At 70.3% G+C, this 19,598-nt stretch carries 14 protein-coding genes; 8 read left to right on the top strand and 6 right to left on the bottom strand.

What is annotated here, in order from left to right; translation table 11 throughout:
• Positions 1-102 precede the first annotated feature (102 nt).
• On the top strand, positions 103-1,905 hold the full coding sequence (locus O9280_RS02280; RefSeq protein WP_298338219.1) for a serine/threonine-protein kinase: 1,803 nt from the start codon (positions 103-105) through the stop codon (positions 1,903-1,905).
• Positions 1,906-1,937: 32 nt separating this feature from the next.
• Here O9280_RS02280 and uvrD read toward each other — a convergent pair whose 3' ends face one another.
• The 3 genes from uvrD to O9280_RS02265 all read right to left on the bottom strand — a co-directional run bounded on the left by uvrD (position 1,938) and on the right by O9280_RS02265 (position 7,165).
• The gene (gene uvrD, locus O9280_RS02275; protein ID WP_298338217.1) at positions 1,938-4,121 is read right to left on the bottom strand and encodes a DNA helicase II; all 2,184 of its coding nucleotides are present in this window, start codon (positions 4,119-4,121) and stop codon (positions 1,938-1,940) included.
• A 36-nt stretch (positions 4,122-4,157) separates the two neighbouring features.
• Positions 4,158-6,371 carry a S9 family peptidase gene (locus tag O9280_RS02270; protein ID WP_298338373.1) on the bottom strand — a complete coding sequence of 738 codons (2,214 nt, stop codon included), beginning with the start codon at positions 6,369-6,371 and terminating at the stop codon, positions 4,158-4,160.
• 95 nt (positions 6,372-6,466) lie between these two features.
• A complete protein-coding gene (locus O9280_RS02265) occupies positions 6,467-7,165 on the bottom strand; it encodes a glutathione binding-like protein (RefSeq protein WP_298338215.1) in 699 nt (232 codons plus the stop codon).
• A gap of 105 nt (positions 7,166-7,270) precedes the next feature.
• Between O9280_RS02265 and O9280_RS02260 the strand changes: the two genes are divergently transcribed.
• The 3 genes from O9280_RS02260 (at position 7,271) to O9280_RS02250 (ending at position 9,723) form a co-directional block, all read left to right on the top strand.
• Positions 7,271-7,948: a response regulator transcription factor gene (locus O9280_RS02260; RefSeq protein WP_298338212.1), complete on the top strand. Its 678-nt coding sequence runs from the start codon at positions 7,271-7,273 to the stop codon at positions 7,946-7,948.
• Positions 7,945-9,285 (top strand): HAMP domain-containing sensor histidine kinase, encoded by a 1,341-nt coding sequence (locus tag O9280_RS02255; protein ID WP_298338209.1) that lies wholly within the window; start codon positions 7,945-7,947, stop codon positions 9,283-9,285. Before O9280_RS02260 ends, O9280_RS02255 begins: the two co-directional genes overlap by 4 nt.
• A gap of 99 nt (positions 9,286-9,384) precedes the next feature.
• A complete protein-coding gene (locus O9280_RS02250; RefSeq protein WP_298338207.1) occupies positions 9,385-9,723 on the top strand; it encodes a hypothetical protein in 339 nt (112 codons plus the stop codon).
• A gap of 34 nt (positions 9,724-9,757) precedes the next feature.
• On the opposite strand, the gene O9280_RS02245 is transcribed toward O9280_RS02250, so the two are convergent.
• Complete coding sequence (locus O9280_RS02245; protein WP_298338205.1) at positions 9,758-10,549, bottom strand: glucose 1-dehydrogenase; 792 nt, start codon at positions 10,547-10,549, stop codon at positions 9,758-9,760.
• 72 nt (positions 10,550-10,621) lie between these two features.
• Between O9280_RS02245 and O9280_RS02240 the strand changes: the two genes are divergently transcribed.
• From O9280_RS02240 to O9280_RS02230, 3 genes are read left to right on the top strand one after another with little or no spacing between them, the layout of a single operon-like run.
• A complete protein-coding gene (locus O9280_RS02240) occupies positions 10,622-11,446 on the top strand; it encodes an SDR family NAD(P)-dependent oxidoreductase (RefSeq protein ID WP_298338203.1) in 825 nt (274 codons plus the stop codon).
• A 13-nt stretch (positions 11,447-11,459) separates the two neighbouring features.
• Positions 11,460-12,503 (top strand): saccharopine dehydrogenase NADP-binding domain-containing protein, encoded by a 1,044-nt coding sequence (locus O9280_RS02235; RefSeq protein WP_298338201.1) that lies wholly within the window; start codon positions 11,460-11,462, stop codon positions 12,501-12,503.
• A gap of 21 nt (positions 12,504-12,524) precedes the next feature.
• Positions 12,525-14,672: an EAL domain-containing protein gene (locus tag O9280_RS02230; RefSeq protein ID WP_298338199.1), complete on the top strand. Its 2,148-nt coding sequence runs from the start codon at positions 12,525-12,527 to the stop codon at positions 14,670-14,672.
• A gap of 31 nt (positions 14,673-14,703) precedes the next feature.
• Here O9280_RS02230 and O9280_RS02225 read toward each other — a convergent pair whose 3' ends face one another.
• Positions 14,704-16,086: a TRAP transporter large permease subunit gene (locus tag O9280_RS02225; RefSeq protein ID WP_298338197.1), complete on the bottom strand. Its 1,383-nt coding sequence runs from the start codon at positions 16,084-16,086 to the stop codon at positions 14,704-14,706.
• Positions 16,083-16,610: a TRAP transporter small permease subunit gene (locus O9280_RS02220; protein ID WP_298338195.1), complete on the bottom strand. Its 528-nt coding sequence runs from the start codon at positions 16,608-16,610 to the stop codon at positions 16,083-16,085. The genes O9280_RS02225 and O9280_RS02220 overlap by 4 nt, the downstream gene beginning before the upstream one ends.
• 86 nt (positions 16,611-16,696) lie before the next feature.
• Here O9280_RS02220 and polA point away from each other — a divergent pair, with 86 nt between their 5' ends.
• Positions 16,697-19,459 carry a DNA polymerase I gene (gene polA, locus O9280_RS02215; protein ID WP_298338192.1) on the top strand — a complete coding sequence of 921 codons (2,763 nt, stop codon included), beginning with the start codon at positions 16,697-16,699 and terminating at the stop codon, positions 19,457-19,459.
• The last annotated feature ends 139 nt before the right edge of the window (positions 19,460-19,598 follow it).

The following is a 19,598-nucleotide window of genomic DNA, read 5'->3' as shown; positions in this document are numbered from 1 at the left end:
CGATCGCCCGAGTGTAGCAACGGCGCCCGTCGTGGCCGCGTTGCAGGCCCGCCCCGAGGGCGTAGGATTCGCCCATCCCCCTGACGCGTCGGACGCACCACCATGAAAGAAAGCCTTGGGCACTACGAAATCGTCGCCGAACTCGGCCGTGGCGGCATGGGCGTCGTCTACAAGGGCTACGAGCCGGCGCTGACGCGTTACGTCGCGATCAAGGAGCTCTCGCCCGCGCTCGCGCACGACCACAACCTCGTCGAGCGCTTCCTGCGCGAAGCCCGCTCGATGGCGGCACTCAACGATCCGCACATCATCCAGGTCTATTTCATCGGCCAGGAGAACAACCAGCCGTTCTTCGCGATGGAGTTCGTCGAGGGCGAGAGCCTCTCGCAGCTGATCAAGCGCGAAGGCCGGCTGCCCATTCCCGATGTTCTGAAGATCCTGCTGCAGACGGCGCGCGGCCTGCAGACCGCGCACGAGCGCGGCGTGGTGCACCGCGACATCAAACCGGCCAACCTGATGCTCGACCTGCGCGGGCGGGTGAAGATCGCCGACTTCGGCATCGCGCTCGCGCGCCAGGAATTCGACGCCAAGCTCACCGGCACCGGCGAGTTCGTCGGCACGCCCGGCTACCTGTCGCCGGAGATCTGCCTCGGCAAGTCCGTCGACGCGCGCTCCGATCTGTTCGCGCTGGGCATCGTGATGTTCGAGTCGCTCACCGGACGGCTGCCGTTCTCCGACGAGTCGCCGCTGAAGCTGATGCTCGATGTGGTGCAGGCCGAGATCCCGGACATCCGCGGGATCAACAAAGAAGTCGATGTCAGCACCGCGGCCATCCTCACCAAACTGGTGGCGAAGGACCCCGCCGACCGCTACCAGAGCGCCGCCGACCTGATCGACGACCTCGAGCTGCACCCGCTCGTCGCCGGCAAGGGAACGCAGCTCGGGCTGCAGGTCCGCAAGCCCAGCGGCGCGGCCTCGACGCTGTACTCGGCACCGCCGACCACGCCCACCGCGAAGCGCCGCCCGACGCCGCCGCCGGTCGTCGGCTCCAGCCCGTCCAACGCGGCGGGCCCGAGCGAGCCGCCGACGATCCCCGGGGGCTCGCCACCGCCCGCACCGGCGCCAGTGCGCGGCAGCGCGCCTTCGAAGGCACCCATGGTCGTGGCCGGCGTGCTGCTCTTCGGCGTGCTCGGCGCGGCGGCGTTCGGTGCCTACCGCTACTTCGGTGCGCCCGCGGACACCAGCGAGGGCGCCGTCGCCGCGATCGGCGAGGGCAACGCGCCGACGCCGGACGACTCGACGCCCACCGCCAACGGCGAGGCGGGCGCCGATACCGCGCTCGCCACCGGGGTCGCGGCAGGCGTCGCCGGAACGGCGGTCGCCACGGCCGATGACGCCGCGGCCACCACCACGCCGCCGCCCACCGACACCGTCGCACCTCCGGTCGATGCCGTGGCCGCCACGGCCAGTGCCGACCCGGCGCCCGTCGCCGAAGGTCGCGACGCCCGCCAGGAGGCTCGCGAAGAGCGCCGTGCCGCAGCGCGTGCGGCCACCGTCGTGGCGGTGGTCGGTAGCGGCGACCCGTCGATCATCATCCCCGTGGTGCAGGCCATCGAGGATCGCGCGAGCAACGCCGGCTGGCAGCTCACCGAGAACCCCGACGGCGCCGACCGCATCATCCGCGTCAGCTTCGACCAGACCGGCACGCAGCAGCTGCAGTTCTACGGCCGCAGCACCGAGATGATCATCGGCCAGCTCAGCGTGCGCGCCTTCGGCCCGGCCGGGCGCGCGCTGGGCCCGGGCTTCCGTTCGCGGGTCGAGTACACGGCGCTCAATGCCGATGCGAAGGCCGACGAGGCGATCCGTGGTCGACTGGACGGCGTGGTGGGAGCGCCCGACGGGCGCTGATCAGGCCGCCGAGAGCGGCGCCGCGGCAGCCGTCAGGCTGCCGACAGTGGCGCATACGCGAGCACCAGCCACTTCGCGCCGCCGTTCTCGAAATCGACCTGCACGCGCACGTGGTTGCCGCTGCCCTCGGCGCTCTTCAGCACGCCCACGCCGAAGTTCGGATGCTTGACGCGCTGGCCGAGCTTGAAGCCCTTCAATGGCGTGGTGTCGGCGTACTGCACGTCGCGCTCGCCGGCCCAGGCGTTCGTGCCGCCTGGACGTGACACCGCCACCTTCGGCCGCACCTCCCGCAGCAGGGCTTCGGGCACCTCGCGCAGGAAGCGCGAAGGCGCGCCGAGCAGCTCCTGCCCGTGCAGGCGGCGCGATTCGGCGTAAGTGATCAGCAGCTGTTCGCGGGCGCGGGTGATACCGACGTAGGCCAGGCGCCGCTCCTCGGCGAGGCGGTCGCCTTCGGTGGAGCGGATCGACGGGAACAGGCCCTCCTCGACACCGGCCAGCGTGACGAACGGGAATTCGAGGCCCTTCGCCGTGTGCAGGGTCATCAGCTGCACCGCATCGCTACCGACGTCGGCCTGTGATTCACCCGCTTCGAGGGCGGCATAGCCGAGGAAGGCGATCAGCTCGGGCATGTCGGCGTCGACGTCCTCGGTGCGCGCGAAGCGGCTGGCTACCGAAACGAGCTCGTCGAGGTTGTCGATGCGCGAATCGAGCTGGTTCTTGCCCTCTTTGTCGTAGTGCTCGCGCAGCTTCGTGTCGGTGATGGCCTTCTCGACCTGCGCCGGCAGGTCGAGGTCGCGGGCGTCGTCCGCCAAGCGATCGACGAGGTCGAGGAACGCGGCCAGTGCATTGCGCGCGCGGGCAGCCAGCGCGCCGGACTCGGCAAGGCGTCGTGCGGCGTTCCACAGCGGTTCGGCCCCTTCGCGGGCGGCGCGGCGGACTTCGTCCAGCGTTTTCTCGCCGATGCCGCGCGGCGGCGTGTTCACCGCGCGCTCGAAGGCCGCGTCGTCGCTGCGCGAGGCGAACAGGCGCAGGTAGGCGAGGGCGTCCTTCACTTCCATGCGTTCGAAGAAGCGCTGGCCGCCGTACACGCGATACGGCACCTGCGTCTTCAGCAGTTCTTCTTCGATGGCGCGCGACTGGGCGTTGCTGCGGTAGAGGATGGCGCAGTCGACGAGCCGCCCGCCGGCGGCCACGTGCTGGCGCACGCGCTCGACGATGTAGCGCGCTTCGTCCATCTCGTTGTACGCGGCGTAGACGTCGATGGCGTTGCCGTCGCCGGCCTCGGTCCACAGGTTCTTGCCGAGCCGGTCGGTGTTGTGGCCGATCACCGCGTTCGCGGCGGCGAGGATGGTGCCGGTGCTGCGGTAGTTCTGCTCCAGCTTCACCGTGCGGGCGCCGGGGTAGTCGGCCAGCACCTTCTGCACGTTCTCGACCTTGGCCCCGCGCCAGCCGTAGATGGCCTGGTCGTCGTCGCCGACGATGAAGACCTGGCCGCGCGCACCGGCCAACAGGCGCACGAAGGCGTACTGGATGGCGTTGGTGTCCTGGAACTCGTCGATCAGCAGGTGGGTGAAGCGGCGCTGGTAGTGCGCCAGCAGCGCCTCGTGGTCGCGCAGGGTCTCATGCGCGCGCAGCAGGATCTCGGCGAAGTCGACGAGCCCGGCGCGCCGGCAGCGCACCTCGTACTCGGCGTAGGCGCGCAGCATCTCCTTGCCCAGGTAGTCGCCGCCGGCGATCTGGATGTGCTCGGGCCGCTGGCCTTCGTCCTTGCGGGCGTTGATCCACCACACGACCTGCCGCGGCGGAAAGCGTGAGTCATCGAGGTCGAGGTCGGCGATGACGCGCTTCACCAACCGCAGCTGGTCGTCGGCGTCGAGGATCTGGAAGCCCTCGGGCAGCCCCGCTTCTTGCCAGTGCAGGCGCAGCAGGCGATGGGCGATGCCATGGAAGGTGCCGACCCACAGGCCGCGGGTCTCGACGCCCAGCGTGGCGGCGATGCGGTGGCGCATCTCGTGCGCCGCCTTGTTGGTGAAGGTGACGGCGAGGAGGCCGTACAGCGGCACGCCATCGACGGCATGCAGCCAGCCGATGCGGTGCGTGAGCACACGGGTCTTGCCGGAGCCGGCGCCGGCCAGCACGAGGTAGTGGCCCGGTGGCGCGGAAACGGCCTCGCGCTGGGCTTCGTTCAGCCCATCGAGGAGAAAGGAGACGTCCATGCCGCGGATTGTAGCGGGCGGCGTGCGCCCGCCACGTCACTTCAGGCAGCGCCCGAAGAAGGCCTCGGTCATCCGGTAGCGGTGCAGGGCATCGGCGCCGCGCAGGCCGTGCTTCGCGCCGGGGTAGGTCATCAGTTCGAAGGGCTGGGCGCGCTGCTGCAGGGCGCTCATCAGCACGGTCGCGTTCGAGAACAGCACGTTGTCGTCGGCCATGCCGTGGATCAGCAGCAGCGGTTCGGTGAGGCCCTCGATGTGCGCCAACACGCGTGCCTTGTCGTAGCCCTCCGGATTGGCCTGCGGCAGGTCCATGTAGCGCTCGGTGTAGTGCGTGTCGTACAGCGCCCAGTCGGTCACCGGCGCGCCGGAAACGCCGCAGGCATAGGCGCCGCGGCTACGCGCCAAGAGCATGAGGGTCATGTAGCCGCCGTTGCTCCAGCCGTGCACGCCGATGCGGCGCGCATCCACCCACGGTTGCGCGCGCAGCCAGGCAATGCCGTTGAGCTGGTCTTCCACCTCGACCGTGCCCTGCTGGCGGTACAGCGCCGAGAGGAAGGCCTGCCCGCGGCGCGGCGTGCCGCGGTTGTCGAGCGAGAACACCACGTAGCCCTGCTGCGCGAGGTAGCGGCTGAAGAAGTGGTCGCCACGGCCGGGCCAGCTGTTGGTGACGGTCTGTGCGGCCGGGCCGCCGTACACGTAGACCACGACCGGGTACTTCTTCCGCGCGTCGAAGCCCGGCGGCTTGATCAGGCTGTAGCTCAGGTCGGTGCGGCCGTCCGCGGCCTTCAGCGTGCCGAACTCCACCGGTGCGTGGATGCCCCGGTAGGCGAAGTAGGGGTGCCCTTCCGCGAGCGTGTTCTCGACGAGGGTGGCGAGCAGCGCACCGTCACGATCGAACAGCTGGGTCTGCGGCGGCGTGGTGGCGTTCGACCACAGCGAGACGAAACGCTCGGCCTTTGCATCGAAGCTCGCGGCATGCATGCCGGCGTCGCGGGTGAGCCGCTCCGGCTCGCCGCGGCCATCCAGGCGCACGCGGTAGACATGCCGCTCCAATGCACCGTCCTTGGTGCCGCTGAAGAAGACCACGCCGCGCGCCTCGTCCACCGCGAGCAGGTCTTCCACCATCCACTTGCCACGCGTCAGTGCGCGCGCATCGCGGCCATCGGCATCCATCCGGTAGAGGTGCTGGAAGCCGCTGCGCTCGCTGCCCCACAGCAGGCTGCCGTCGGCGAGGACGTGCAGCAGCTCGTGCAGGTTCACCCACGTGTCGCTGCGCTCGGTGACCAGGGTCTCCTGTTCGCCGCTGGCGAGCTCGACTGCCACCAGCGCGAGCAGGCGCTGGTTGCGGCTCTGGCGCTGGAACAGCAGGCGCTGCGGCGAGGCCCAATCCACGCGGGCGAGGTAGATGTCCTTCTCCTCGCCCAGGTCGATCCAGCGGACGTCGGCGCCGGCCTTCGGCGCGATCACGCCGAGCTGGATCAGCACGTTCGCCTCGCCGGCGGCCGGGTAGCGCTGCCGGACGACCTCGGTGCGGTCCGGGTAGATCTCGAAGCGCTCGCGGATCGGCACCGGCGTCTCGTCGATGCGCGCGAAGGCGATGGCGCTGTCGTCCGGCGCCCACCAGTAGCCGGTGTGGCGGTTCATCTCCTCGTCGGCGACGAACTCCGCGACGCCATTGCCGATCACGTCGCTGCCGTCGGCGGTGAGCTGCGCTTCAGCGCCCGACGCGACCTCGACCACCCACAGGTTGCGGCCGCGGATGAAGCTGACGAAGCCGCCCTTCGGCGAGACCTTTGGATCGGTGGCGAAGCCCTCGCCCGAGGTCAGCTTGCGCGCGCCGGCGTCCGGCGCGGCGAGGTCGAACAGGTAGAGCTCGCCGCCGAGCGGGAACAGCAGGCGGCGCGAATCGGGGAACCACGCGTACTCGACGATGCCCGAGAGCGACGCAGTGCGCTGGCGTTCGCGGCGCGCCTTCTCCTCGTCGCTGAGTTCGCCTTCGCCATCGGGAAGCAGTGCCTTCGAGTCGACCAGCAGCGCGGCCTGCTTCGTCGCCACGTCGAAGGCCCAGAGATCGAGCTGGTTGCGGTTCTCGGCCTTGCCCTTGAGGAAGGTGATGCGCGCGCCGTCCGGCGAGAACCTCGGCTGCACGAGCGTGGGGCCGGACAGCGGCGTGTCGCCAGTGATGGCTTCGAGCGTGAGTTGCTGCGGCGTGGCGGCAGGCGAGGCAGCGGTCGGGGCGGGCGTCGAGCTCATGGCGGGCGAGGCAAGGGCGCCGCAGGCGGCGAGGGTGAGGGTGGCAAGGAGGCGCATGCGCGGCGTTCCGTCGTGGTCGTGCGTGGCGGGAGGAATCAGGCTTTCGGCGTGATGCCGAACAGGATGCGCTTCTGCTCGTCGCTGAGCTCGGCGGGTCGTGCGAATCGAGGGTCCTTGGCGACGGCATAGGCGCGCGCCGTGGCCGGGCGCGCGGCGATGGCCTCTCGCCAGCGGCGCACGTTCGCATGCGGCTCGAGGTCGAGCGGCGCCTTCACGTAGGGCGAGATCCACGGGTAGCAGGCCATGTCGGCGATGGTGTAGCCGTCGCCGGCGAGGAAGGTGCGGCCCTCGAGGCGGCGGTCCAGCACCCCAAGCAGGCGCTGGGCCTCGCGGGCGTAGCGCTCCTGCGCGTAGGGGATCGTCTCCGGCGCGTAGACGTGGAAGTGCCCGTATTGGCCGGTCATCGGCCCCAGGCCCGCCATCTGCCAGAACAGCCATTCGAGCGTGGCCGTGCGGCCGCGCAGGTCGGCCGGCAGGAAGCGCCCGGTCTTCTCGGCGAGGTAGAGCAGGATGGCACCGGACTCGAACACGCTGATCGGTGCGCCGCCGTCGGCCGGCGCGTGGTCGACGATCGCCGGCATGCGGTTGTTCGGCGCGATGGCGAGGAACTCCGGCCGGAACTGCTCGCCGGCGCCGATGTTCACCGGGTGCAGGGTGTACGGCGCGCCGGTTTCCTCGAGGAACAGCGTGACCTTGTGGGCGTTCGGCGTGGGCCAGTAGTGCAGGTCGATCATGGGGCGGCATCGCGGGCGAGGGGTCGAGCTTAGCGTCTCGTCGACCTGCAGGACGTCAGGCCTGTGTCAGGCTCCGCCGGCACGCTGGCCGCAAGGAGGAACGACATGCGCCTGCTTCTGGTCGAAGACCATCCACCGCTTGCCGAGGCCATTGGCGACGCCCTGGCCCGGGCAGGTTTCACCGTCGATCACGCCGGCACCGCCCGCGAGGCACGCGCCATGGCGAGCACGGCCGACTACGGACTGGTGCTGTTGGACCTCGGGCTGCCGGACGGCGACGGCCTGCGTCTGTTGCCGGCTTTGCGCGACGGCGGTCGCGTCCCGGTGATCGTGCTGACCGCCCGCGACGCGCTCGAGGACCGCTTGGCCGGCCTCGATGGCGGTGCCGACGACTACATCCTCAAGCCGGTCGAGATGCGGGAGCTGGCAGCGCGCTGCCGCGCCGTCTTGCGACGCCCCGGCGAGCGAGCCGCGACCACGCTGCAGGTGGGCCCGATCGCGTTCGACACGGTGAATCGAAGCGTGGTGGCCGATGGCCGCCCCGTGATGCTCGGACGTCGCGAGACGGCCATCCTCGAGCAACTGATGCGAGCGGCGGGCCGGGTGGTGGCGCGCGGCGCCCTCGAGGAGGCGATCTACGGCTTCGACGATGAGGTGGGGCCGAACGCCCTCGAGGCTGGCATGTCGCGCTTGCGCCGTGCTTTGGCCGCCGTCGGCTGTCCGCTGCCGATCGTGACCGTCCGCGGTCTTGGTTGGATGCTGGTGAAGGAGGTCGCGCCATGAGCGCATCGCCGCGTTCGCTCGCCTCGCGCCTCACGACCCGCCTGTTCGCGATCTCCGGCGCGGCGCTGGTCGTCAACATGCTGGCCGTGGGTCTCTACTACGGATTTGACCGCCGAGCGATGGAGGGCGAAGTCGTCGAGCATCGACTGGGCCTCGTGTCCGAGGCTTTCGACCCCGCCGAGGGGCGCGTCGAGGCGTCGGCGCGGGCGCTGTACGAGGCGCATCCCGAGGCATACGCCTTCGTCGTGGCGGATGCGGAAGGGCGTGTGCTCGACGCGGCGAATCCCGGCCTCGTGCCGCGGCGCGCCTTCGAGGAAGCCGCTTTCGCCGACGACTGGCTCGCCCACCGGAAGTCGGGTTCGCGCTCGCTGCTGATCGCCTCGAAGAAGGCCACGTTGGGGGGGCGCGAGCTGCGCCTCGTCTTCGTGATGCACGAGGACCCCGCACACCTGCTGCCGCGCGCACTGCTCGCGGAGTTCGTCGACCACATCTGGCTGCCCATCGTGCCGGTGGTCGTGCTGCTCATCGCTGCGAATGCCGTGCTGATCCGCCGCGGCCTCTCGCCCGTCACGGCCGCGGCGCGCTGGGCGCGGAGTATTCGCCCTGGCCAGTTGCCCGCGCCCTTGCCGGCCGCCGACCTGCCCTCCGAGATCATCGACCTCGTCGACGCCACGCGTCTCTCGCTGGATCGCCTGAACGACGCGTTGTCCGCCGAAAAGCGCCGCGCCGCGGAGGCCGCCCACGCCTTGCGTACGCCGGTGGCGGTCCTCGCCGCGCGCCTGGATGCGCTTCCTCCCGGGCCCGCGACCGACCAACTGCGCGCCGACGTGGTCGCGCTCTCGCGCACGGTGCGCCAGGTGCTCGCCTCGGCGAATGCCGATGCATTGCAGGTCGACGAGTCCGTGCGCGCGGACCTGCGTGCGGGGGCTTCGCGCGTCGCCACCGCGCTGGCCGCGTTCGCCGCCTTGCGCGGGGTGGAACTCGCCCTCGAACTGCCGGCGGTGCCGATCATCGTCGCCGCCGACCCCGACGCCCTCGAGCTCGCGCTCTCCAACCTCGTGGAGAACGCGATCGTGCACGGCGGGGCGGGCGTGGTCGACGTCACGGTCGGGCCCGGCCCCGAGGTGCGCGTCCGCGATCGCGGCCCGGGCCTTCCACCCGGCGCGGGGCGCTCCCTGTTCCAGCCCTTCTGGCGGGGTGCCGATGCCGCGCCCGGTGGCGCGGGCCTCGGCCTTGCCATCGTGGAGCGCGTGCAGCGTGCGCAGGGCGGCGAGGTGCTCATCGATTCGCCGGCCGACGGCGGCGCGGCGTTCGTGCTCCGGTTCAGGGAGCGCTGAAGCCCGTCAGGTTCGCGTCAGGGGCGTGTTCCAGCATGGCTTCCGTGGATGGCGCCGGAGGTTCCGGCACCCCACCCCCCTCACTGCCGGAGTCCCGCTATGAAGTCCTTCGCCGCCGCTCTTCTCCTCGCCCTCGTGCCGGCCCTCGCCGTTGCCGCCGAGCGCATCACCCCGATCGCCGACGCGCAGCGCGGCAGCATGGTCACCGTCAAGGGCACCGTCGAGCGCATCACCGACGAGGACGAGTTCCGCCTCGCCGACGCCACCGGCAGCATCCGCGTGTACGTGGGCCCGAACTGGGTGCCGGCCGACGTCGGCGAGACCGTCACGGTGCACGGCTTCGTCGACGACGACCTCGGCCCGCGCGAGCTCTACGCCCGCACCCTGACCCGCGCCGACGGCAGCGTCGCCACGTTCGAGCGCCGCTACGACTGGTGAGTGCCGTGGCGCGTCGCGGCGACGCGACGCGCCTTCAGGCGAGGTAGCCGCCGTCCACGGTCAGCGTCGTGCCGGTCACGTAGCTCGCGGCGTCGCTGAGCAGGAACAGCACCGCCGGTGCGATCTCGTCGGGTTGCGCGGCGCGGCCCTGCGGGATCAGCTGGCTCATCATCCCCATCATCTTCGGGTTGCCGGTGATCGCGCTGGCGAACTTGGTGTCGGTGAGGCCGGGCAGCACCGCATTGACGCGCACCTTCTGCGCCGCGAGTTCCTTGGCGAAGCCTTCCGTCATGTTGACGATGCCGGCCTTGGTCATCGAATAGATGCCCTGGCCGGGGGCCGGGCGCTTCGCGTTCACCGAAGCGACGTTGACGACACTGCCGCCGCCGGCCTTCGCCATGCGCTTCGCCGCCTGCACCGTGGCCCAGAAGTAGCCGCGCAGGTTCACTTCCACGGTCTTCTCGTATGCCACGAGGTCCATGTCGAGCATCGGGCCGAAGTAGGGGTTGGCTGCGGCGTTGTTCACCAGCAGCGAGACGGTCTTGCCTTCGGCGTCTAGGGCGGCGAACAGCGCTTCGATCGCGGCCGGGTCGCCGATGTGCACGGCGCGTGCCTCGGCGCTGCCGCCCGCCGCGCGGATGGCTTCGGCCACCGCCTCGCAGGCTTCGACCTTGCGACTGGTGCAGATGACGTGCGCGCCCTGCGCGGCGAGCAGGTGGGCGATCGATTCGCCGATGCCCCGCGAGGCGCCGGTGACGAGGGCCGTGCGACCGGCCAACGAGAACAGGGCGGCGGCCGAAGCGGCGTTCGAGGCGGTGTCACTCATCATTCACTCCATCAGGCAAGGCGCAGTGCGTTACGCTCGTGAACCTACCACACCCCTGCGTACGGACTGCCGATGGCTGCTGGCTCGACGAACCCCGCCTCCACCACGCGCCCGCGCGTGCTCATCACCGGCGCTGGCAGCGGGCTTGGCCTCGCCCTTGCGCAGCGCTACGCCCGCGACGGGGCACGCGTGCTCTGCGTCGATCTCGACTCCGCGCGGGCGCAGGCGGCCGCGTCGGGCCTGCCCGGTGACGGCCACCTTGCCTTCCAGGCCGATGTCGGTGACGACGCCTCCATCGACGCGCTGAAGGCCGATGTCGACGCGGCCGTCGGCGGTGTCGACGTGCTCGTCAACAATGCCGGCATCGCCAGCGGCGGCGCGCTGCTCAGCACCGACATGGCCGAGTGGCGGCGGCTGATCGAGGTGGACCTGCTCAGCGTTGTCCGCGGCACGCTGGCCTTCCTGCCCGGCATGGTCGAGCGCGGCCGTGGCCACGTCGTCAGCACCGCCAGTTTCGCCGGCCTTGCCGGTGCGCCCGGCATCATGAGCTACGGCGTGGCCAAGGCCGGCGTGGTGGCCTTCTCGGAGCAGCTGCGCGCCGAGATGCACGGCACCGGCGTCGATGTCTCGGTGCTCTGCCCGGCGTTCTTCCGCACCAACCTGCTGGAGAACTTCCACGGCGACACCAAGGTGCGCGGCATGGCTTCGCGGATGATGGACAAGAGCCCGGACACCCTCGATTCCGTGGCCGACGCGACCTACGCCGCCCTGCAGGCCCGCACCTTCCTCGTGCTGCCCACGAAGCACGAGCCGATGCGCTGGCGCCTCAAGCGCTGGTTCCCGAACTGGTACTTCAAGAAGCTGATGGAAACCGCCGGCGCGATGCGCCGCGGCTGACGGAGACGATGCGATGACGTGGATGATCTACGGCGCGAACGGCTACACCGGCCGCCTGATGGCGAAGGCAGCGGTGGCGCGCGGGATGAAGCCCATCCTCGCCGGCCGCCGCCGCGAGGAGCTCGAGGCGATGGCGCGCGAGCTCGGCGGCCTCGAGGTGCGCGTGTTCGGCCTCGAGCCCGCTGCGCTCGACCTGGGCCTTCGCGGCGTCACGCTGGTGCTGCACTGCGCGGGGCCGTTCTCCGAAACCTGCGCCCCGATGCTCGAGGCCTGCCTGCGCGGGAAGGCGCACTACCTCGACATCACCGGTGAGATCGACGTCTTCGCGCACTGCCACCAGCAGGATGCGCGGGCGAAGGCGGCCGGCATCGTCGTGCTGCCGGGTTCCGGCTTCGACGTGGTGCCCACCGACTGCCTCGCGGCGCAGCTGAAGCGCGACCTGCCCGATGCCACCTCGCTCGTGCTCGCCTTCGAAGCCGGCGGCGGCCCCAGCCCGGGAACGGCCAAGACCAGTGTCGAGGGCCTCGGCAAGGGCGGCCGCGCCCGCATCCGCGGCCAGATGACCACGGTGCCGCTGGCGTGGAAGAGCCGCACCTTCGATCGCGACGGCGAGCCCCGCACGGCCATGACCATCCCGTGGGGCGATGTCTACACGGCCTACGTGAGCACCGGCATCCCGGACATCGAGGTCTACATGGCGGTGCCGCCGGCCGTCATCGGTCGCGTCCGGCGCCTGCGCCTTGTCCGGCCCCTGCTGGGCCTCGGCCCGGTGCAGCGCTTCATGAAGGCCCGCGTCGAGAAGAGCGTGCGTGGCCCTTCGGAGTCGAAGCGCGGCAAGACCGACACGCTGGTGTGGGGTGAAGCGCGCACCGCGGATGGCCGCGAACTGAAGCGCCAGCTGCGCACGCCGAACGGCTATGACCTGACGGTGACGGCCGCGCTGGGCATCACTCAGCGCCTGCTCGAGGGCGGCGCCGAGCCCGGCTTCAAGACCCCGTCGATGCTGATGGGCGCCGACTACGTGCTCGGCCTGCCGGGGGTGACGCTGGTAGGCTGACGGCGTCCCCTCGGAGCCGCCATGCCTGCAAGCGCTTCACCGTCCACCCTCGCCATCCTCGCGCTGCTCCTGGCGATGGGCGTGGCGTTGTTGGCGCTGTGGCGCGCCCGGCGGCGCGAGGCCCGCGAGCGCGAGCGCTTCGCACTCATTGCCCGCGCCACCAGCGACGGCATCTACGACGCCGATCTCGAGCGCAACACCTTGTGGCGCAGCGAGGCCTTCTGCCGCATGTTCGGCCTGCCTGCCGATGCGGCAGCGCACGAGATCGCCGACTGGCTCGCCAAGGTCCATCCGGAGGACCGCGAGCGCGTGCGCCAGGGCTATGCGCAGGCCCTGAACACCGGCATGGTCGAGTGGGAGATCGCCTACCGGTTCGACAAGCCGGACGGCAGCACGGGCCACGCCCGCGACCGCCTGATGATCCTGCGCGACGCGGCTGGCCATCCGGTGCGCGCCATCGGCGGCGTCACCGACATCAGCGAGGAACTCGGCGCCATCGATCGCCTCGCCTTGCTCAAGCGAGCGCTCGACGCCACGACCACCGGCGTGGCCATCGTCGATGTCCGGCAGGCCGGCTGGCCGACCGTGTACGTGAACGCCGCGCTGGAAGCCATGAGCGGCTACCGCGCCGCCGAGCTGCTGGGCCGCAACCTCAATTTCCTGCAGGGCGCCGAGCGCGAGCAGCCGGGTTTGGAGACCCTGCGTCATTCCTTGCGCGAAGGCCGCGATGGCCAGGTGCTGCTGCGCAATTTCCGCAAGGATGGCAGCGCCTACTGGATCGAATTGGTCGTCTCGCCGGTGCGCGACGCGAACGGCGTGCTCACCCACTACGTCGGTTCGCAGATCGACGTCAGCGAGCGCGTGGCCACCGAGCAGGCGCTCGCGCATCGCGCCACCCACGACGAACTCACGACGCTGCCGAACCGCCAGCTGTTCCGCGACCGCCTCGCGCAGGCGCTGCGCGAGAGCAAGCGTTTCGGCCTGAACCTGGTGGTGCTGTTCGTCGACCTCGACAACTTCAAGCTGGTGAACGACTCGCTGGGCCATGCCGCCGGCGACGAGCTGCTGCGTACCGTCGCGCGCCGCCTGCAGGGCTGCCTGCGGCAGACCGACACCGTCGCGCGCTTCGGTGGCGACGAGTTCGTGGTGCTGCTGCTCGGCGAAGTGGAGACCGACGTGCTGCGCGTCGTCGACCGCATCACCGAGGCGTTGCGCCGCCCGGTCGAGTTGGCCGGCTCGATGCACTACGTCACCGCCAGCATCGGCTATGCGCGCTGCCCGCAGCATGGCGACGAGGCCGGCATCCTGCTGCAGCGCGCCGACATCGCCATGTACCAGGCCAAGGCCCGCGGACGGAATTGCGCCGTTGGCTACGAGCCGGCCTTCGACCAGGGCGCCACCGAGCGCCTGTTCCTGATCTCGCAGCTGCGCGAGGCCGTTGAGCGGCAGGAGTTCGAGCTGCACTACCAGCCGCAGTTCCGCTGGGATGGCCGCGCGCAGGGCCTCGAAGCCTTGCTGCGCTGGCGCCATCCGCAGCGCGGCCTACTGGCGCCGGGGCACTTCATCGACGCGCTGGAGGAAAGCGGGCTGATGGTCGAGGTCGGGCGCTGGGTGCTTCGCGACGCCGCGCGTCGCCACGCCGAGCTGGTGTCGCAGGGCTTGGGCGACGTTCGTCTTTCGGTGAACGTGTCGGCCACGCAGCTGCACCACAACCTGCTCGATGACATCGAAGCCATCGTCGCCGAGTTCGCGCTTCCCCACGGCGCCTTCGAGCTCGAACTCACCGAAAGCGTGCTGATGGTGAATGCCGAAAGCACCATCGAGCAGATGCGTCGCGTCGCGAAGCTGGGCGTCGGCATCGCGGTCGATGATTTCGGCACCGGCTACTCCTCGCTGTCCTACCTCAAGCGCTTGCCGATCCAACGCCTGAAGATCGACCGCAGCTTCGTGCGCGGCCTCGGCGGCGACCCGGACGACGAGGCGATCTGCGCGTCGGTCATCCTGCTCGCCAGCAGCCTCGGCCTCGACACCGTGGCCGAAGGTGTCGAGACGGAGCCGCAGCGCGACTGGCTCGCCGAACACGGCTGCGGCGAGCTGCAGGGCTACCTGCTGGGCCGCCCGGCGCCCTTCGAAGACGTCGTTGCCAACATCAAGGCGCAGCGCGGCTGACGTAAGTGCCCGCGTGGGCGGGCCGGCCTGATCAGTCGTAGAGCACGCCGGGCAGCCAGGTCGCCAGCTCCGGCACGAACCACAGGATCAGCAGCATCGCGAGCTGCAGGCCGATGAAGGGCACCACGCCGCGATAGATGGCCATCGTCTCGATGCTTGGTGGCGCGACGCCGCGCAGGTAGAACAGCGCGAAGCCGAAGGGCGGCGTCAGGAAGCTCGTCTGCAGGTTGATGGCCATCATCACGCCCAGCCACACCGGATCGACGCCAAGGGCGAACAGCACCGGGGCGACGATCGGCACGACGATGAAGACGATCTCGATGAAGTCGAGCACGAAGCCCAGCAGGAACATCAGCAGCATCACCAGCAGCACCGCGCCGTTCGCGCCGCCCGGCAGGCCGGTCAGGAGTTCGTGCACCAGCTCGTCGCCGCCGTAGCCGCGGAAGACCAGCGAGAACAGCGCCGCGGCGAAGAGGATGGCGAACACCATCGCGCTGACCTTCACGGTCTCCCGCGCGACCTCGTGCAGGCGCGCGAACGACAGCCGCCCGCGCATCGCGGCGAACAAACTGGCACCGACTGCGCCGACCGCGGCGGCTTCGGTGGGTGTGGCAAAGCCCCCGAGGATCGAGCCCAGCACCAGCACGATCAGGCCAAGTGCCGGCAACACGTCGCGCGCGACCTCGAACAGCGAGGGACGCACGGCGTCGGGCAGGGCGGGGGCGCGTTCCGGATGGCGCCAGGCCACATAGAGCGCGTAGCCGAGGTAGAGCACCACGAGCCCCAGGCCGGGCAGCAGGGCCCCGGCGAAAAGATCGCCGACCGACACGGTCTCCGGTGCGAAGTTGCCGGCGGCGAGCTGGGCACGCTGGTAGGCGTTCCCGAGCTGGTCGCCGAGCAGCACCAGCACGATCGACGGCGGGATGATCTGGCCCAGCGTGCCGGAGGCGGCGATGGCGCCGGTGGCGAGTTTCGGGTCGTAGCCGGCGCGCAGCATCACCGGCAGCGAGATCAGGCCCATCGTCACCACCGTGGCACCGACGATGCCGGTGCTGGCCGCGAGGATCGCGCCCACGAGGATCACCGCGACGACGAGCCCACCGCGGCGCTGCCCGAACAGGGCCGCCACGCGGGTGAGCAGGGCTTCCGCGAGCTGGCTGCGTTCCAGCATCACGCCCATGTAGACGAACAGCGGCACGGCCAGCAGCGTCTGGCTGGTCATCGTGTCGAACAGGCGGTTCGGCAGCGCCTGCAGGAAGCTCGGATCGAAGTTGCCGAGCAGGGTGCCGAGGCCGGCGAGGAGCAGGGCCACGCCGCCGATCACGAACGCCACGGGGAAGCCGCTGGCGAGGCCCGCGCACAGGCCGAGCAGCAGCAGGACGAGCATCAGGATGTGTTGGTCGTGCAGGCTCATGCCGTCGGCTCCCCGGCGTTCGCCTGCGCTTCGCGGCCGAGGGCGACAGGCAGCGAACGCAGCGCTTCCGCGATCCCTTGCAGCGCCAGCAGGGCGGCGCCTGCCGGCAGCAGCGTCTTCGCGAGATACAGGCCGGCCAAGCCGCCCGTGCTGCCCGAGCGCTCGCCCATCCGCCAGCTCATCGCGACGTAGTCGAGGCTGAACCAGACGAGCGCCGCGCAGAACGGGAGCAGGAGCAGCGCGATGCCCAGCACCTCGACGCGCGCCACCGTGCGCGCCGACCAGCGCGAGGAGAACACGTCGATGCGCACGTGCGCGCGGTGCTTCAGTGCGTAGCCCAGCCCGAGCATCACCATGCCGGCGTTGAGCCATAGCACGAGGTCCTGCACCTTCACCGAGCCGACCCCGAGGCTGAACGCAAGGACGAGGCCGGCCGTGAGTGCCACCAGGATCGTCGCCGCCAGCGCGGCGACATGGCCGCAGGCCTCGCTGGTCCCGTCGATGATCTTCTGAATACCGCCCATGCGCCCTCCCGCGGTTCGCGACGCGCGAGGATCGCACCGTGGGCGAGGCCGATACAATCGCCGGCCATGCCGAACCGGAGCCGTCCATGCCTCGCCTCGTCCTGATCGACGGCTCGTCCTACCTCTACCGGGCCTTCCATGCCCTGCCGCCGCTGACCGGGCCGGACGGCACGCCCACGGGCGCCCTGTTCGGCGTGGTGAACATGCTGCGCGCCACGTTGAAGGAGGGGCCGGAGCACGCCGCCTTCGTGCTCGACGCCTCCGGCCCGACCTTCCGCGAGGAACTCGACCCGCAGTACAAGGTGCACCGCCCACCGATGCCCGATGACCTGCGCGCGCAGGTCGAGCCGATGATCGCCATCGTCGAGGCGCTGGGCTTCCCGATCCTGCGCGTGCCCGGCGTCGAGGCCGACGACGTGATCGGCACGCTGGCCGTGCAAGGTGCGGCCCAAGGTCTCGAAGTGACCGTCTCGACCTCGGACAAGGACTTCGCCCAGCTGGTGCGCCCCGGCATCACGCTCACCAACACCATGAGCGGCTCGAAGCTCGCGAGCGATGCCGACGTCGTCGAGAAGTTCGGCGTGCGCGCCGACCAGATCATCGATTACCTCTCGCTGATGGGCGACAGCGTCGACAACGTGCCCGGCGTCGACAAGTGCGGGCCGAAGACGGCGGCGAAGTGGCTGGCGGAGTACGGCACGCTCGATGCCGTCATCGCCAACGCGGAGAAGGTGACCGGCAAGATCGGCGAGAACCTGCGCGCCGCGCTGCATCGGCTTCCGCTGAACCGCCAGCTCGTGACCATCAAGACCGATGTCGCGCTCGACCGCGGTCCCGCCGAGCTGCACCTGCGCGAACGCCATGTCGATGCGCTGCGCACGCTCTACCTGCAGTACGGCTTCAACGCCGCCGCGCGCGAACTGGACGGCGGGGCGGGTGCGCCTCCATCGAGTGGTGGCGCCGCCCGCGGCGCCCCGCGCGGCTTCGGCGGCAGCGGCGACGCAGCGCCGGTTGCGCCGATCGATCCCGCATGGTCGGCGAAAGGGGAGGTGGAATGCGTGCTCGACGAAGCGCAGCTTGCGCGCTGGATCGATGCCCTTCGCGCCGCGCCGCTGGTCGCCTTCGACACCGAGACCGATGGGCTCGATCCGCAGCAGTGCCACCTCGTCGGCGTGAGCCTGTGCGTCGCGATTGGCAAAGCCTGCTACATCCCCATCGCGCACGCCTACGCCGGCGCGCCTCCGCAGCTGCCTTGGGCGATGGTTTGCGAGGCGCTCAAGCCGATCCTCGAGGATGCCGCCAGGCCTAAGCTCGGCCAGAACGGCAAGTTCGACATCGAAGTGCTCGCCCGCCACGGCATCGACGTTCAGGGCTACGCCGAGGACACGCTGCTGATGAGCTTCGTTCTCGACGCCGGCCTCAACCGCCATGACATGGACGCGCTGGCCGAGCGCCACCTCGGGTACACGACCATCAAGTACGAAGAGGTCTGCGGCAAAGGCGCCAAGCAGATCACCTTCGACCAGGTCGACCTCGAACGCGCCACGGCCTATGCCGCCGAGGACGCCGACGTCACCCTGCGCCTGCACGCGGCACTGTCGTCGCGCTTGGCCACCGAGCCCGCGCTGGCGTCGGTCTACCGCGACATCGAGATGCCTCTCGTGCCGGTGCTCGCGCGGATGGAGCGCACCGGCGTGCGCATCGATGTCGCCGAGCTGAAGCGCCAGAGCGCGGAGCACGCCAAGCGTCTGCACGCCATCGAGCAGGAAGCGCACGGCATCGCCGGCCGGCCGTTCAACCTCGATTCGCCGAAGCAGTTGCAGGCCCTGCTGTTCGACGAGCTGAAGTTGCCCGCACTGGTGAAGACGCCCACCGGCCAGCCGAGCACGAACGAGGAGGCGCTGGAGGCGATTGCCGATCAACACGCCCTTCCACGACTGATCCTCGAGCACCGCGGCCTGGCGAAGCTCAAGAGCACGTATACCGACAAGCTGCCGGAGTCGGTGAATCCGCTCACCGGTCGCGTGCACACGCGCTACAACCAGGCCGGCGCGGCGACGGGACGACTCTCGTCGAATGACCCGAACCTGCAGAACATCCCCATCCGCACGCCGGAAGGCCGGCAGATCCGCCGTGCGTTCGTGGCTCCCGAGGGCCGAGTGATCCTCGCTTGCGACTACTCGCAGATCGAGCTGCGCATCATGGCCCACCTCAGCGAGGACGCCGGCCTGCTGCGTGCCTTCGCCGAAGGCCTCGACGTGCACAAGGCCACCGCGGCGGAGGTGTTCGGCGTGCCGCTGGCCGAGGTCAGCGGCGACCAGCGTCGCGCGGCGAAAGCGATCAACTTCGGCCTGATCTACGGCATGAGCGCCTTCGGTCTCGCGCGCCAGCTCGGCATCGACCGCGGCCAGGCGCAGGACTACATCGGCCTGTACTTCAGTCGCTATCCCGGCGTGCGCGCCTACATGGACCGCACGCGCGAGCAGGCGAAGGAGAAGGGCTACGTCGAGACCGTGTTCGGCCGCCGCCTGCACCTCGCCGAGATCCGCTCGCGCAACCAGGCGCAGCGCGCCGGCGCGGAGCGCGCCGCCATCAATGCGCCGATGCAGGGCACGGCCGCCGACATCATCAAGCGCGCGATGGTGGCGGTGGATGCGTGGACGGTGCCACGCGCGGACCGCATCGCGATGCTGATGCAGGTGCACGACGAACTGGTGTTCGAAGTGGAGGCCGGCTTCGTCGACGAGGCGAAGGCCGAGGTCCTCCGGCGCATGGAGGCTGCCGCCGAGCTGCGCGTACCCCTGCTCGTCGAGGCGGGCGTCGGCCCCACGTGGGACGAGGCCCACTGACGTCGTAGGCCGCACATGCGTGCACTAACGCGGCTTTTCCTGCCCCGTCACGGCGGACTAGCGATTCCGTCACGCTTCGACGACGGGGCGGTGAATCCCTCCTGAATCCATGCGGAAAAGAGCGCGCGAGTTCACGAAC

Source organism: Silanimonas sp., assembly GCF_027531545.1.
Classification (GTDB): domain Bacteria; phylum Pseudomonadota; class Gammaproteobacteria; order Xanthomonadales; family Xanthomonadaceae; genus Silanimonas.
Note: the sequence above shows the minus strand (reverse complement) of the source record. Positions and strands in the feature narration are given on the sequence as shown.